Raw genomic sequence first — 15792 nt, forward strand, 5'->3', positions numbered from 1 at the left:
CGGCGGGCGGGGAGGCGTTCCCCGCCCGCTAGGCGCTAGACCGTCAACCGTGCGGGCTGGGTGCGGCTGGCGGCGCTGGACCGCAACGAAGCCTTGGCGGAACGGTAGACGTTGTATACGGCGATATTGGCCAGGATGCCCGCCGTGATGCCGTTCAAGAGCCCCGCGAAGGCCCCGACGATGCAGAGCAGGTTGGGGATCATCGCGGTGCGGCAGGTTTTGACGATACGCTCGCGGTTTTCCGCCGAGAGTGCCGCGATATCCGCCAAGGGTTCCAGCGATTCGCCGAGCAGCACGATATCGACCGCCACATCATCCGCCAAATCGGCCCCACCGGCCAGCGCGACGGTGACGTGGGCGTGTTCGCGCAGGGCCGGGCTGGTGCGGGAGTTTCCTATCCAGACTGGGCGCACGTCCCGGCGCCGCAAGCCTTCCAGGAACAGGATTTTGCGTTCCACCGACAAATCGCCGCTGTGGAGTTCCACCCCGAGTTGCTGGGCGAGGGCGGCGGTTTCGGCTTCCGGTTGGTCGGAAACCAGGAAGACTTGGAAACCCAGGCGGCGCAGGCGGGCCACCGCTTCGGCGGCTTGCATCCGGGCGGCGCGGCGGAATTCCAATTCGGCCACCACCGTGCCGTCGATCTCGACTTCCAAATGCGCGGTGGTGTCGCCCACGGGTTTGGCCCCGCGCAGGACGATGCGGTGCTTGCCATCGCGCACGGTCACGGAATCGGCGTCCATGGCCTGCAATTCGGGTTGGCGCACCACGAGGCCGCGTTCCGCGCACGCCCGCGCCAAGGCCGCCGAGCGCTCGTCGCCCAGGTACAGCCCCGCCCCCGCCACGTGCTGCAACAAGGCGTCGGTTTCGGGGATGCGGGAGCGCATGGCACCGAGGTCCAGGGCGCGTAGGCGCAGGGCCGGTTGATCCTCCAGCACCACGAACTTGCTTTCATGGAAGCGTTGCAGGGCGCTGGGGTTGAGGATCAGGGCGCCGCGTCCCGCCGCCAGTTTGATATCGCGGGAAGTTTCCAGGGGCACGGCGAGTTCGGCCCCGCTCAGCCAATCCTGGTGCAGGATCGCGCCGACGGTGAACAAATCGCCGACCACGAGGCCGACGCCCGCCGCCGCCAAGGTCGGGGGCACGGTGCGGTCCACCAGGGCGATGGAACGTTGGTTCAGGGCCGGGTCCGCGGGGATGGCCGCGACGGTGCGGGCCATGGATTGGGCGATCTGGGCGGCGCGGGTTTCCTGGCCGGTGCGCTCCACTTCGATTTGGACGCGGCCCGCGACCACGGTGCTGCCGGCATAGACGGCATCCCCAGGGATTTTGCGCACCGAGGTGGCCGCGCCGGACAAATGGGTTTCGTGGACCAGGGCCGATCCCTCGATCACCCGGCCATCGACCGGGATAAGGTCGCCTTCCGCCGCGCCGATGGCGTGGCCGGGCGTGAGTTGCTCCACCGGGGTCATGACCTCGATGCCCTCGGCGGACAGGAAGCGGGCCTGTTCCGGGGCCGGGACGGTTTCCCGCGCCAGGGCTTGGCTGTGGGTGGCGACATCCTTGCGCCAGCGCCGCGACCAGTAGCGGAACGACCAGTCGGTCAGGGCGTAGGCCAGGACCTGGCCGCTGACGATGGAGCAGGCCAGGAGGGCGGTGGTCCAGACCGGGGTGCCGAATTTGCCCCGGCGCAATTGCTGGCCGGCTTCGCGCAACATGCCGAAATTGGTGACGACCAATAGCCCGGCGCAGACCGGCGTGGCCAGCGGCAACACCAGTTCGCCCACGGTGGCGAGTCCGACCGAGGCGTTGGCGACGGTCAAATCCACCGGTTTGGCTTGCGCCACGGCCATGGGAGCTGAGCCATGGGCGGCGGGCCGTTCGACGGCGCGGAGGAGGGCGGCGGGCGTGACGACGCGCCCGTCGTAGCTCACCCAGAGCTTGCCGGAACTGCGGATGGCGCTGGCGTCCTTGACGCCGGGCAGGCCACGCAGGGCCTGCTCCGCCGCCAGCCCGAAGGCCGGGTCTTGCAGGATGCCGGGATGGCGCAGTTGCAGCTTGCCCCGGCTATCGCCCAGGATTTCCCAGGTCGAGATCAGGTCGCCATGGCGGTGGAAGGTCACGGCCTCGCTCACGCGCCAAGCCGGGAGGGCGCTGTCGGCGATGGCTTGGCCCTGGCCTCCGACGGCGGCGGACAAACGGGCCAGGAAGGCTTTTTTATGGGCCGCGTCCACCTCGAAGCGGATCAGGGCGGCGTCTTCGCCGGGCAACAAGGCCAGCGAACGCAGTTCCGCCAGGCCCAACACCCGGCGGGCGAAGCAACGGAGCAATTGCGGGTCGGTGCCCGCGAAAATCCGGCCATCCTCGATACGGATCGAATCCGCGCCCAGGCTGATTTTGGGTTTCAGGACGCTGCCGTTCATGCGAGGCTCCCCCCGGTCCAGGGCTTGAGCTGGCCGATATCGACCAGACGGTCCAGTTCCGCCACGACCTTGGCGTCGTCGGCTTCGAGGACGTTGTAGAGTTCGCGCAGCTTCTCGCGCTTCCTATGGATTTCGAACCCGACCGCCGCGATGAGGGCCAGGCCGAGGATCAGGGTGACGGTATTGGATGCTTGCTCCATGGTGTGCTTTCCGGGCGGATGGTGTGAATGTTTTAGTTGGGTTGGATCATGATTTCGGTGCCGGTCCTGATGACCTCGATGGCTCCTTTGATGCCGTCGCGGTGCAGCTTCTCGCGGATATCGACCTCGATGTTGGGGCTTTGCCGGTGGATGGCGAGGAAGGCCAGGAATTCCTGGAGGGCGGCCAGCGCCTTGCTGGGGTGCTTGATGACGCCGAGGTTCAGGTGGAAGCCGTGGTATTCGGGACGGCCCGCTTGGTTCACCGCGTTGAGGTCGCGGGCCAGCAGGATCGGATCCTTGCCGATGAAATGCGGGTTGCGGCGGATCAGGTCGGTGGATTGCTCCCGCGTCAGCACGAACAAGGGGTCGTCGTTCTGGAATTGCAGGATCATGTCCAGGTTGTCGCGGATCACCTTGGCGGCGGCGCAATCCCAGCCGGAATCGATCAGGAAGAAATGGAACCGGGCCTTGGGCGGATGGTTTGCCTGGAAGGGCGCGGGTTCCTGGGGTTCCACCATGGCCGGGCGGTGGCCTGCGCGTTCTGGGCTGGGGGCGGTATCGGACATGGCTACACCTCGTTGGCGATGGGCTGGGATCGGAGGGATGCGGCCCGGCGGTCCGGGCCTTCGGCTCAGGGCAGGCTGGAACCCGGCGTCCAAGGCTTGAGTTTGCCGTCCTCGACCATTTGCTCCAGGGCGATGCAGATATGGCGGTCGTCCTTGTCCAGCACGTCGTAGGTTTCCCGGAGGCGCTTGCGTTTGCGCGAAATCTCGAAGCCGAACCAGGCGATCGCCAGGGTGGCGGTGAGTCCCGCGATGATATTGCTGAATTGTTCGTTCATCTTGTTCTCCCCGGTGTGGGTGGAAGGATGGGGGTGTCCGTCAAATCGAATGGCGCAGCAATTCGATGGTCTGGGCCAGGCCTTCGCGGTGCAGCTTCTTGCTCAGGTCCTTCTGGATATCGGGGCTGCCCGAGTGTTCGGCCACGAAGCGCAGGAAGTCCTGGAATAGCCGCAGGGCTTCCTGGCCGTCCTTGGCCCGGCCCAGGCTGAGCCGGAAGCCGTGGTAGCCGTCGCCGCCGTTGTGGCCCAGCACATGGGTGTCGTGGACGATCAGGCAGGGGTCGGAGCCGATCAAATGCGGGTCGCGCTGCAAAACCGCCAGCGATTGCTCGCGGTTCAGGACGAACAAGGGACAGCCGCCCAAACAGGCGTTGATGACCCCCAGGTTCTCATGGATCACCCTGGCGTTCTCGGTCTGCCAGCCCAGGTCGAGCAGGAAGACATGGTAGCGGGGTGTATGCGGGCGTTGGGTTTGCATGGCGGTTTCTCTCTAGGCGGTGTATGGGGAATCGGGCCGGACCGGCCACCGGGACTTTAATGCCCCGGTGGCCGCTTGGCTAGGCATCAGGCCGCCGCCACGACTTCCACTGCCGGCTTGGCTTCGGGATCGTAGCCGGCCCGTTTGAGTTCCAGTTCCAGCTGGTGCCGCCGCTCGGCTTCCAGATGGGCGACCTTACGCATGGGCCAGACGCCGTTGGCCAGCGCCCCGAGCGCCGCGACATTGTTGGTCAGGACCGAAGCGCCGATGCCGAAGCCCAAGGTGAACACGCCGAGTATGCAGGCGACGTTGGGGGCGACGATCATGCCCCAGCTGCGGGCGATGTTCTTGTCCAGTTCGCGGGCGATGTCGCGGAGTTCGCAGAGCTTGCCGAGTCCTTGTTCCATGAACACGATGTGGGCGGTGTCGGTGGCGATGGAGGTCGCGCCGCGCAGGGAGATGGAGACGTTGGCCTTTTTGAGGGCGATGGAATCGTTGATGCCGTCGCCGACGAAGCAGACCTTCTTGCCTTCCTGTTGCAGTTTCTCCACGTAATCGGCCTTGTCGGCGGGCAGGACTTGGGCGAAATAGCGGTCCATGCCCAGTTCTTCGGCCAGCTTCTTGGTGGGGGCTTCGTGGTCGCCGGAGATGATGGCGAGGTGCTTGACACCGCGTTCCCTGAGACCCTTCACGATGTCGCGCACTTCGGGGCGGATCGCCGCCTGTAATTCCAGCGCGCCGCCGAGTTGGTCGTCCACGCCGACCATGACCATGGTGTCGCCGTTGCGGTGGACTTCGTCCAGCACCGCTTCGACTTCGGGGGGGATGGCGAGGCCTTCCATTTCCATGTAGCGGCGGCTGCCGACGCGGATGGTGTGGCCTTCGATGCCGACGCTGATGCCATAGCCGACCTTGTATTGGGTCTCGTCGGTGGGCGGCAGGTCGATGCTTTCCTCCTCGGCCTTGTGCAGGATGGCGAGGGCGATGGGGTGGTGGAATTTGCGTTCCGCCGCCGCCGCGTAACGCAGGATATCCTTGGCGGTGTGGCCGTTGGCGGTGGTGATGCGGCCCACTTCCGGGCGCTCGCGGGTCAGGGTGCCGGTCTTGTCGAACAGCACGGTGTCCACTTCGTTCATCAGTTCCAGGGCGCGGCCATCCTTGACCAGGATGCCCTTCTGGGCGCACAAGGCCAGGGTGGAGAGCATGGCGAGCGGCGCGGCCATGCGGATGCCGGTGCCGAGGTCGCTATTGAGCACCGCCACCGCGCCGAACGGTCCCATGACGGCGTAGGCCAAGGAGCCCAGGGCCAGGGTCGGCACCACGGCGGTGTCGGCGAGGCGTTCGCCCTTGTTCTGGGAGGTGAGCTTGTAGCCCGCCGTGTCGTTGAGGATTTGGCTGATCTTGGCGGAGGCGGTTTCGCTGCCGGCCTTTTCCACCGAGACGAAAATCTTGCCCGCCACCAGGATGGTGGAGGCGAACACGCGGTCGCCCACGCCTTTTTCCGCCGGGGTGGATTCGCCGGTCAGGGCGTGCTGGTCGATCATCGCCATGCCTTCGACGATATGGCCGTCCACCGGCACGGCGTCGCCGGTATGCACGACCACCAGGTCGCCCTGCTGGATCTTGTCGAGGGAGACTTCGATCTCGACGCCATCCTTGTACAGCCAGACGAAGCGCGGCTGTTTGCCGAAGGCGCTCAGCAGCATCTTCTTGGAATTGTCCTCGGTCTTCTTGACCAGCATGCGCCCGAACGACAGGCACCACGCCAGCACCGCGCCGGGGAGGATTTGCAGCGTGCCCAGGCAGCCCAGCACCACGATGGCGTCCAGCACGTCCACGCCCAGCCGTTTTTCCTTGAAAAGGACTTCGTAGGCGCCCTGGAAGCTGGGGATGGTGGTGTAGGCGAACAGCGCCGCGGCGGCGGGCAACAGGGCCGGGGCCGCCAGGGTGGTCGCCCCCGCCAGGACCAGGGAGCCGGTGCAGATGGTGAGGTCGAGGTCGAGCTTGTCCAGTTCCTCCTGGCGCTCGGCGTTGGCGAGGGCTTCGTCGAGGATTTCGATGAGCTGGTTGCGGGTCAGGCGGCGCGGGTCGTATTCGATCTGCACGCTGCATTTGAGGGCGTGGGTTTTATAGCGGTCCACGCCCAGGATGCTCATCAGTTCGCGCTCGATGGCCTGGCAGTACACGTTCTTGCGGTACAGCACCGGATTCTTGAGCTTGAGCGAGCCGACCTTGTCATGGGTGATCTGCCAACCGGTGACGTGGTTGCCATAGCGGTGGTAATGCACGACGCCATGGCGGTCGCGGGCGGTCATCGCCGGGGCGACCGCGGCCAATTCGGTGCCGGGACGGCCATCGCCCTGGAATTTGTAATCGGCGGGCACCGGCTCCTGGGTGGTCAGGGATGCGGCGACCAGGGCCAGCACTTCGCGGGCGCTGTGATGGCGCGGGTCGAAATACAGGTCCGCCGCCGGATGTTCGGCACCGTTGAGCTTGGCACCGATGAGTTCCGAGGCGCGGAAGGCGCGGCCTAGGAAGCGGCGGCAATCGGGGCTTTCGGGGTCGGCGAACAGCGCGGTGCTATGGATACGGATTGCGCCGGAGGTGGGTAGTGAAATTTTGATATCCAGGGGCGCGGGGGAGATGGAACGCTCGGTCATGAGTGGAGTGCCGTTCGATGGTTGGGGAAAAGGGCGGACCGGGGGGTTCGCCGTGGCCGGTGGCACGGCGAAGCGGCGGGCAAGTATTTAGGCCGAAAGGGTGCTGTCGCCGGTCTTGATGCCTTTGGCTTCGTTGACCGCGTCGATGGCGGCGCGGCCACCGTCGGCGAAGCCTTCCATGACGGGATTGTCCTGCGGCAGCGATTTGGCCAGGAACACGGTGGCATAGACCACGCCGTAGGAAACCATGTAGGCGCTGGTGTAGGCGAAACGCGAGGCGGAACGCATCACATCCGGTCCCGCGTTCTTGAGCTTCTCCTTGGCTTTGGTGGCGTCCTCGCTGGCCGAATGGATGGCGTCGCGCATGGCGTCGGCCACGGATTCGAAGGGATCGGGATGGGCTGCGGTTTGTTCGTCGATGGTGGAGTTGGCTGACATGGTTTTAGTCCTCGATTGGGCTTTGGGTTGCAAGGGGCTGGATGGATTGTGATGTCTCTGCGGGCAAGATGCTAAAAGCCTCGTCCGATTTCGGCAAGAATATCCCTTGGGGAGTTTTTTTAGCCCCGAACCTATCCCTGTTGGGCACATACACGCCATCGTAGCAAATTCTCTTGCTTGGAATCCCCACAGTTTCTTGAAAATCTTGCCCTGGGTCGCGGGGCTTTTAAAAACGATAAAAGCTTTGAAGATGAAAAACAAGTCATGTGCCATGCAGGCATGACAGGATGGTTGTGGAAGAATGGGCGCGAGGGGGGTGTGGTATGGCTTTTTTGAGGGGGGTTCCGGTTTTTGGGTGGGGGGTTGTGCTCTATGAGTGCGATAAAGTGCTTGGGGTGTCTATTAAATAACTAATCTAGGGAGGTTTGCTTCTTATTTGAAGGGTGGGGAGTGCTATCTAAATTTTACTATGTTACATAACCCGCTACGCGCCCTAGGCAAGCGGTCTTGTGGTTCACGGGATCATATAGAGGCGATGGGTTCGGAAGCCCGGCTTTGTATCCAACCCAGGAGGATAGTGGGTTCTGGGTTTTTCAGTGGTGTTCGCAATGGGCTTGAAATGGAATAGCCTGTTTTTCCAGAGTAAACCATGCCGTGTCGTTTTTGGCGGTTATACTCGGGAAACCAGCCTGGAACCCCCTTTCCCTAGCCACATCCATGCCTAAAATCATGCCTCGCTTCCCAATCCGCGCCGCCCGCCTATTCTTCCTGGCCGCGGCCCTGCCTTTGAGCGCCGCCGGGGCGGCCGATACGGCTTGTCCGGAAAACCCGGCGGCGCTGTTGTGGACTTCGCCCGCCCATCCGGTGCCCGGCGAGCCGGTCAAACTCATGGCCGTGTTGACCGACGGCCCGGCGGAAGCCCTGTCCGCCACCGGACCGGGCGGCGAGGCCATCGCCTTGGACAGCGCGGCGCGGGGCGGTCCGCCCTGGAGCCTGGAGGCCGAACTCGATCCGCCCCGCGGCGGAGCCTACCGGATGGACATCCAGCGCGGCGGCGAGTCCATCGCCTGCCGGATCGTGGCGGTGGGTTCCGCCGCGGAAGGCTCCGGCAATCCCGAACCCGGCGAATGGAACACCGCCGCCGAAGCCTTTTATGCCGCCTGGATCGAAAAGCTGTTCGACGCCCCGCCCGAAGCCAACCTGAGCTTTCCTTCCTTGGAGCCGGTGATCCGCGATCCGGGGCGCAATTTCCTTTATGACCATTTCGGCAGGAACGAGGATGCCCGCCTGCCCGCCACGCCCGATTGCGCCGACCTGCCTTATTTCCTGCGGGCCTATTTCGCCTGGAAGGTGGGCTTGCCGGTGGCGTTCCGCGCCTGCGACCGGGGCGGGGCCGGGCGTCCGCCGCATTGCGGCGCGCCCAACCTCAGCGCGGCCTTCACCCAGGGGCCGGCGTCCACCGCCGCCTTCAACGGCCTGATGCGGAAAATCGCCGACACCGTGCATTCCGGCAGTGCCCGCACCGCGCTATCCGCCGAGGCCACCGATTTCTATCCCTTGCCCTTGGAGCGGGAAGCGCTGTGGCCCGGCGCGGTCTACGCCGATCCCTATGGGCATACCCTCATGTTGGTGCGTTGGATGCCGCAGACGGCGGGGCGGAGCGGTTTGCTGCTGGCGGTCGATGCCCAGCCGGATAATTCGGTCAGCCGCAAGCGGTTTTGGGAAGGGACGTTCCTGTTCGCCGACACCGGGTCCGCCGGGCCGGGGTTCAAGGCGTTCCGGCCCGTGCTGCGCGGCGGGGCGGGCCGTTGGGAATTGCCGTCCAACGCCGATTTGGCGGTGGGTGGCCCGGTGGCCGCGTATTCCACCGCCCAGGGCGAACTCGCGCCGGAGGATTTCTACGCCCGCATGGGTCAACTCATCAATCCCAGGGGTTTGGCCCCGCGCCAGGCTTATGAGGCCATGCTGGACGCCTTGGCCGAGCAATTGCAAACCCGCGCCGAATCGGTCGAGAACGGCGAGGGTTATCTGCGCAAACATCGCGGCGCGGTGGTGCCGATGCCGTCCGGCGCGGCCATCTTCGAGACCCAGGGCTTGTGGGAGGATTATTCGACGCCGTCGCGGGATATGCGCTTGTTGATCGCCATGAAGGTGCTGGACCGCCTGCCGGAGCATATCGTCCGCTATCCCGAGTTGTTCGCGCTGGGCGGGCAAGCGCCGGAAGCGGCCCGCGCCGCCATCGAGGGTTTGCACCGACGGTTGGTCCAGGAACGGCGGTTCAGCTATATCCGCAGCGACGGCAGTTCCTGGGAATTGACCGTGGCCGAGGCCATGGCCCGCCGCGCCGCCTTCGAGACCGGCTACAACCCCAACGATTGCGCCGAGGCCCGTTGGGGTGCCCGGCCCGGCACCCTGGAATACGCCACTTGCAGCCGCCATGCCCCCGCCGAGCAACGGGCCAGGATGGAGCAATACCGCCCCTGGTTCCACGACACCCGCAGGCCCGCCCGCTGAACCCGGCCCGCCCGCCGGCCCCGGCCTGGGGCCGGCCCTGTTTTTTTCCCTTTCCGATCCATCCCGGACCCATGATGCATTCCAAAACGCTGGTTTTATCGCTCTGCGTGGCCCTGGCGGGCTGCGCCGGCCACAAGAAAAAGCCCGGACCCGCCCCCGTTCCCGCCCAGCCTTCCCGTGCCGCCGCCCACAAGCCCGCCGAGGCGGAAATGTCCCAGGTCAAGCGGGACATCATCGAACTGGCCCGGCGGGAATGGGAGTTTTTCGGGCGGCAGACGGTGGTGTTGGACGGCGAGGAGGAGAGCATCCCCCATGTGGGCAAATGGGAGGACGACGCCGACGCCTATATCTACCGGGTGAATGGGTATTGGCGGGCGGTGGACAAGCCCCACCTGGACGGCAGGGATTGCCGCCAGCCCTGGTCCGCCGCCTTCGTCAGTTGGATCATGCGGGAGGCGGGGGTGGCGTCGTACCAGTTCGAGCCGTCCGAGGCGCATTGGGGCTATCTGAGCCGGATCGTGGCCGAGGCGGGCGATCCCTACGCCGCCTTCGCGCCCAGGGAGATCGACGAGTATTCGCCCCGGCCTGGGGATTTGATCTGCGCGACGCGGGGCGGTCCCGGCGAGATGCCGGGACCGGGGCAGGGGTTCCGCTCGGTGTTATTGGAACACACCAAGCTGCATTGCGATATCGTGGTGGAGCGCGGCGGCGATACCTTGGCCGCCATCGGGGGGAATGTCCGCAATTCGGTATCGAAAACCCTGCTTAAGCTGGACCCGGAGGGCTTGGTGCGGCCTTCGCAGCGGCGGCCTTGGTTCATGGTGTTGGAGAATCGGTTGTAGGGAGGCGTAGTGTGGTATATGACAGGCTGAAACCTGGGTGGCTGGGTAGAGGCGAGGTGCGGTGATGCTTTGCCTCAAGCTTCAAAGCCTGGGTTTCAGCCCGCATGTCTCCGATTGGCGCAGCGTAATCGGAGACATGCAATCCGTGCGATTACGCCGCGCTAATTCCATCTACGGCGCTCACAGGCCGGGCCAACCCAAACCCGGCAAACTGGCCGCGAGCCGCTGGAAAAACCAAAACGCCGCCACCGTGCCCAGGGCGTAGCCCGGCACATGGGCCACCAATCCCGGCCAGGGGACCGGCAAGGCCCGCACTCCCGCCAGCACCAGCAACACCACGCCGACGAAGGCCAGTTGGCCCGCTTCGATGCCGATATTGAAGGCGAACAAGGCCAGTGGAATCTCGCCCTCCGGCAAACCCACCTCGGCCAAGGCACCGGCGAAACCCAGCCCATGCAGCAGCCCGAACAGCCCGGCGATCAGCCAGGGGAAACGGTCCATCAGGCTGGGTTTGCGCTCGGAACGCGGGGCCAATTCCACCGCCAGCACATAGATGCTGAAGGCGATCCCGGCCTCGATGGGCTGTTGCGGCACATGCACGAAGCCCAAAACCGCCAGGGCCAGGGTCACGCTATGGCCCACAGTGAACGCGGTCACGGTCCACAGCAGCCGTTTCCCGCCCCGCACCAGCAAGACCAGCCCCAGCACGAACAACAGATGATCGATGCCGCCCAGGATATGCTCGAATCCGATGCGGCCATAGCCCGCCATCACATCCAGCGCCCCCTCGCGTTCGGGCACCTGGAATTCGGGATGGTCCGCCGTCAGCACATGGCGCACCGAACGGCCATCGGCCAGGGCCAGCCGCAACAGGGCGTCGGCTTGGCTGTCGGCCAGTCCTTCCAAGCGCAGGCGATGGCCGGTCAGGCCGCCCGCGCATTCCAGTTCCCAGCTTTCCACCACGCCCGTGCCTTCGCTGTCGGTATGGTGTTCGCCGCGTTCGTGGCAATTGTCGGGCATGATGGGGAACAAGCCGCTGCCCAGCGCCCGGATGGCCGGTTGTTTCCAGCGCACCAGGGCATGGCCGGGGCCGGTTTCGCGGATTTCGAGCAGGGCGGGGGCGAAGGCATGGCTCCAGGCCGCGCCCCAGGCCAGCAGCGCCCACAGGGCGAACAGCCAGCGGGCCGGGTGGGCGGTGCGAATTCCGGGCTGGGTCATAGCTTGGATTCCTCCGTCTTGTCGCCATCGGCGATCTGGATCGAAAACTCGCCCTTGAGTTGTTCCAACCGCACGGCTAGCCATTCATCCGCCAGCTTGGCGCGGACCTCGGTGCGGACCTCCTTGCGGACTTCGGCCAGCGGCGGCGTATGTTCCATCACCCGTTCCCGCACGAACACCAGGTGCATCCCGTAGCGCGAAGCCACCGGCCCGCTCCATTCGCCCACCGGCAGTTTCGCCAATTCGGTGGTGAAGCGGTACCCGAACAGGCGTTCCAATTCCCGCTCCGGCAGGTCGGGCAGTTCGGGTTTCACCAGCCCGGCATCGCCGTAATGGCTGGCCTGGTCGGGTGGCACCGCGTCCCGGCGCAGCCGGTGCAACAGGTCGCGGGCGTCTTGTTCCGCCCGCGGCTTGTGGGCGTCGATCAAGATTTGGCTGAGGCGGGTCCGCGCCGGGCGTTGGAATTGCTCGGGATGGTCGCGCAGGTATTGTTCCAGCAGCGGGTCCGGCGGTTCGCGGACCAGGATGCCGGCCCGGATCAAGCGCCGCGCCCCGTCGATCATGATCCGCCGCACCACCAGATCGCCCTCGCCGATGCCCAGCGATACCGCCTCGTCGGCGCGTTCTTCCACCGATTTGGCCTCGTGCGGGTTTTCCGAAACGAAGGTGGCGATCTGCGCCAGCCGTTGTTCCACCACCGGGTCCTTGTCCAGGCCCAGCATCTTGGCGTAGGCGTACAGCACTTCCTGGTCCACCACGGCCTTGGTGACGATCCGGCTTTCCTCGGGCGAGAGCGGGCGGCCACTGAGCCGCTCGTATTCCTGCAAGGCCGATTCCACGCGGGAAGCCGGGATGAGCAAGGGCGGGGCCGCGGGCGGCGCCCCCCACAGGGACACCGCCGCGTACCACAGTCCGCCCAGCGCCGCGTAATGCAGCGCCGGGGATTTGAGCAGCTTCAAAGCCGGGAAGGGGAATACCAGATGGGGGAAGTCCATGCCCGTTCCTGTATGACCGGTTGCACGTAGGGGGTCGTGGTTTCGTTGCTACAGCATTTCGCCGCCTCGGTCTGCTGTTGGGTGGGCAGGGTGGCGAGGTTGCTGGAGCAATGGGCCGGGTCCAGCGGGTTGAGGTCGTAGTTCTTCTGGCAGATCAAGGTGCTGTAGCGGCAGACCGGGTTTTCCAACACCCGGACGTAATAGAAGGCCCGTTGCTTGGCGTCGAAATCCGGGTCTTTCCAGACCGCGCACAGCGAGGGGTAGCCCTCGCCCACCCGGTTGCATTGCTTGTCCACCGTAGCCCCGTTGTCGGCGTTGCCGGCCACGGTGTAGACCTTTTCCAAGGTCTGGCCGTTTTCGACCCAGCCCTTGATGATCTGCACCTGTTGCAGGGGCGTGCCGATATAGTCGTCCATCCAGGCCGCCGCGATGAAGCTGGGCGCTTGGCCGGGCGCGAGCTTGCGCTGCTTGGGCAGGTCGCCGCCCATGGGCACGCCCTGGTCGTAGCCCTTGGCGACGAGATTGCCCGAGCAATCGCTGGGCTGGAAGTTCCAGCCGCCGAAGAAGCGCACGACGGGCCGGGTGCCGCTGGTGCCATAGGTTTCCTTGCGCTTGAACGCCTCGAAGATGGCGTCGCGGGAGTTCTCCTCGGCCCAGGCCACCGCCACGCCGCCGGAACCGTTCTGGATGGTGGACGAATCGCCGACCGGGATCGCGTCCTCGATGCCCAGGTGCCCGCCGAAGCGCTGGTCCTCGACGTTATAGGACGGGTTGCCATTGTGGGAATCGGTGGCGGCGATGAGGCCCAGCTTGAACGGGTTCACCCCGATCTTCTTATCGTCCTCCAGCGACAGGCCGTCCTTCAGCACGTTGCGGATATACATGCGCTCGTTGAAGGCGGAGGGCGGTGGCGAACCCGCGCCGCCGCCACCGGCCGTGACCCCCGAAGCCGCGAGGATGCTGGGCGAATCCAATAGCTCGAAATTGCAGCTTTCGTCGCTGGTCTGCACGCCCTGGGCATAGCGCGGGTCCCAACGGCATTCGCTGGCCCCCTTGTCCTGGTAGATTTCGACCAAAGGCTCGAAGAACTGGCGTTTTTCCGCGAAGGCGCGGTTGGGGGGATCGTAGAACATCGGCGGGATGGGGCCGGTGCCGCCCGCGAGGTTGGAGTTGTGCGGGATGGTGATGACATCGCAGCCGGTGCCCGCGTCGAGGCATTGGTCGCGCAGCCCGTCCCACAGCTTTTCGATATCCGGCCCGCCCTTGACGATTTGCCGGGGCGCGGTGGTGTTGGGGTCGGGGTTGGGCTTCCGGGCCAGGTCGATGGCGGTGATGGGGCGGGAGACCACCTTATCGTTGCGGAAGATCACGTTGCGGTGCCAGTTCTCGCCCAGGGGGGTCGAGGTCATCTCGTAGGCGATGAAGGTGGTGAAACTGCATTCCGAACTACGGTCGTAATAGGCCTCGGCGGCGGCCTGGATTTGATCCCACACCCGGCGCTCGCCCTCGAAGCAATTGGCCTCGCCGTCCACGCACATCGGCAAATGGGTGTTGAAGGTGCTGGGGCCGTCGTTGGGCAGGGTCAGCAGATTGAAGGCGCTGGTCGCCATGGAGCGTTGGGCGGAACCGGGGAACAGGCCCGGTTGCCACCAGAAGCCGCGCAGCAATTGGCATTCGAAGGAATAGCGGCCATTCATGTCGGCGCTGTTGCACACGCCCATCTCGCCGAAGTGTTCGGAATGGTCGGTGACGGCGGCGAAGTCCAAGGGACGGTCCTGGTAATAGGTGCGGTTTTTGAAACCATTGGGACCGACCCCTCTGACGCTGCCGCCCTTGGCGAAGCGATAGGCGTCATGGGGCATGGGTGGGACGAAGCGGATGCTGGCGTCGAAGGACAGCGCCGTGTGCAGATGGGTTTCGCCGAAGAACGGCTGGCGCAGGGCATCGTAGTTCTTGCAGGGCTCGCGCTGTTCGGTCCGCTCGAAGGCGGAGGCATCGGGCAGGCCGAACAATAAGCTGGCCGCCAGCGCGGCGGACCAGGCCGGAGGGGCGGTTCGCGCCGCCCATTGCGAGTGGTAACGCACGGACATTGGGGATCTCCTAGCAAAGTTATTGTTGTTGGGAACGGCGGTCGTGGAATCCGCGACCGCCGTGGCTTGGCGTCCGGCGTTCCTGTGCGCCGACCGACGGGCGGCGCATGGTTTTCCCGTCCATGATGTGATCGATCCCGATGCCCTTCCGTCCGAACGCGCGGTGGGGGAGGGACGCTGTTTCAGGAGGGAACATTAAAGCATATGGTGGTAAAAGCAATGGTTCCCGGACCGGGCGGCTGTTTTGCCGCGCCGGGGGGGCGGGCACGTCGGTACCGGTTCAAACCTCGACCACGCGGGCGGGATCGAATTCGGCCACCAGCCGGTCCGGCGCGTAGCCGCGTGGATTGCACAGGATGCGGGCACCCGCGCACAGGTAATCCGACACCGCATGGGTATGGCCGTGGAACCACGCGGCGATCTCGTGGTTGTGCAGTACTTCCTTGAGGTCGCTGTAATAAGCATGGCGTTTGACATCGCCGGGGTTGTCGCGCCAGCTCCAGGGGCTGGGCGCGTGGTGGGTGACGACCACTGTCTGGCCGGGGAAGGGCAGGGCCAGTTGTTCCAGCAGCCAGCGGCGGGAGGCGGCGTAGAGCTTTTTGTAGGCGTCCGGGTCCAGCCGGTCCGGGCCGCGGCGGATTTTGCGGAAATCGTTGACCCGCCGCACCAATTCCTCCAGGTCGTCGCGCTCCTGCCCGCCCAAATCGCTCCACAGGGTGCAGCCCAGGAAACGGATATCCCCGTACAGCCAGGATTCCCGTTCCAGGAAACGCACGTTGCTGCCCGTCGCCGCCAGGCGCAGGGCCGTCACCGTCGCGGCGTGTTCGTGGGTGTAGAACTCGTGGTTGCCCGCCACATAGACCACCGGCCTGGGCAGGGTCTTGAGCCAGTCCAAGCCTTGCAGCCCCAGCCCGATATCCCCCGCCGCGACGATCACATCCGCCCCGCCGTCGGGCGGGTCGAGCGGGCCGAATTCCAGGTGGATATCGGAAAAATATTGGATACGCATGGCTTTACACCCGGATTGCCCGGCGCGGGCCGGGGTGGAGGCTTGACACCCGAGTAAGGAACTCGGAAATTACCGGCGTCAACCGGA

The 15792-nt window shown here is 65.4% G+C and carries 13 protein-coding genes; 2 read left to right on the top strand and 11 right to left on the bottom strand.

Features of this window, described 5'->3' with window-relative positions; translation table 11 throughout:
* Positions 1 to 35: 35 nt before the first annotated feature.
* The 7 genes from K5658_RS07560 to K5658_RS07590 form a co-directional block, all read right to left on the bottom strand.
* Complete coding sequence (locus K5658_RS07560) at positions 36 to 2420, bottom strand: heavy metal translocating P-type ATPase (RefSeq protein WP_221066335.1); 2385 nt, start codon at positions 2418 to 2420, stop codon at positions 36 to 38.
* Entirely contained in the window at positions 2417 to 2620 is a 204-nt protein-coding gene (locus K5658_RS07565; protein WP_221066336.1) for a hypothetical protein, read from the bottom strand. The genes K5658_RS07560 and K5658_RS07565 overlap by 4 nt, the downstream gene beginning before the upstream one ends.
* Positions 2621 to 2652: 32 nt before the next feature.
* Positions 2653 to 3186 (bottom strand): hypothetical protein, encoded by a 534-nt coding sequence (locus K5658_RS07570; protein WP_221066337.1) that lies wholly within the window; start codon positions 3184 to 3186, stop codon positions 2653 to 2655.
* 65 nt (positions 3187 to 3251) lie between these two features.
* Complete coding sequence (locus K5658_RS07575) at positions 3252 to 3461, bottom strand: hypothetical protein (RefSeq protein WP_221066338.1); 210 nt, start codon at positions 3459 to 3461, stop codon at positions 3252 to 3254.
* 40 nt (positions 3462 to 3501) lie between these two features.
* Positions 3502 to 3939 carry a hypothetical protein gene (locus tag K5658_RS07580; protein WP_221066339.1) on the bottom strand — a complete coding sequence of 146 codons (438 nt, stop codon included), beginning with the start codon at positions 3937 to 3939 and terminating at the stop codon, positions 3502 to 3504.
* A gap of 86 nt (positions 3940 to 4025) precedes the next feature.
* On the bottom strand, positions 4026 to 6599 hold the full coding sequence (locus K5658_RS07585) for a heavy metal translocating P-type ATPase (RefSeq protein WP_221066340.1): 2574 nt from the start codon (positions 6597 to 6599) through the stop codon (positions 4026 to 4028).
* 87 nt (positions 6600 to 6686) lie between these two features.
* Positions 6687 to 7037, bottom strand: coding sequence for a hypothetical protein (locus K5658_RS07590; protein WP_246628592.1), 351 nt, complete (start codon positions 7035 to 7037; stop codon positions 6687 to 6689).
* Positions 7038 to 7766: 729 nt separating this feature from the next.
* Between K5658_RS07590 and K5658_RS07595 the strand changes: the two genes are divergently transcribed.
* Together K5658_RS07595 and K5658_RS07600 are read left to right on the top strand one after the other, a co-directional pair.
* The gene (locus K5658_RS07595) at positions 7767 to 9551 is read left to right on the top strand and encodes a hypothetical protein (RefSeq protein WP_221066342.1); all 1785 of its coding nucleotides are present in this window, start codon (positions 7767 to 7769) and stop codon (positions 9549 to 9551) included.
* A 71-nt stretch (positions 9552 to 9622) separates the two neighbouring features.
* Positions 9623 to 10393, top strand: coding sequence for a DUF2272 domain-containing protein (locus K5658_RS07600; RefSeq protein ID WP_246628593.1), 771 nt, complete (start codon positions 9623 to 9625; stop codon positions 10391 to 10393).
* A gap of 180 nt (positions 10394 to 10573) precedes the next feature.
* Here the strand turns inward: K5658_RS07600 and K5658_RS07605 are convergent, their stop codons facing one another.
* The 4 genes from K5658_RS07605 to K5658_RS07620 form a co-directional block, all read right to left on the bottom strand.
* Complete coding sequence (locus K5658_RS07605) at positions 10574 to 11611, bottom strand: HupE/UreJ family protein (protein WP_221066343.1); 1038 nt, start codon at positions 11609 to 11611, stop codon at positions 10574 to 10576.
* Positions 11608 to 12606: a peptidylprolyl isomerase gene (locus K5658_RS07610; RefSeq protein WP_221066344.1), complete on the bottom strand. Its 999-nt coding sequence runs from the start codon at positions 12604 to 12606 to the stop codon at positions 11608 to 11610. The genes K5658_RS07605 and K5658_RS07610 overlap by 4 nt, the downstream gene beginning before the upstream one ends.
* Complete coding sequence (locus K5658_RS07615) at positions 12567 to 14696, bottom strand: DUF3604 domain-containing protein (RefSeq protein ID WP_221066345.1); 2130 nt, start codon at positions 14694 to 14696, stop codon at positions 12567 to 12569. The genes K5658_RS07610 and K5658_RS07615 overlap by 40 nt, the downstream gene beginning before the upstream one ends.
* Positions 14697 to 14976: 280 nt before the next feature.
* Positions 14977 to 15705 carry a metallophosphoesterase gene (locus K5658_RS07620; RefSeq protein WP_221066346.1) on the bottom strand — a complete coding sequence of 243 codons (729 nt, stop codon included), beginning with the start codon at positions 15703 to 15705 and terminating at the stop codon, positions 14977 to 14979.
* Positions 15706 to 15792 lie beyond the last annotated feature (87 nt).

This window comes from Methylomagnum ishizawai, assembly GCF_019670005.1.
Classification (GTDB): domain Bacteria; phylum Pseudomonadota; class Gammaproteobacteria; order Methylococcales; family Methylococcaceae; genus Methylomagnum; species Methylomagnum ishizawai.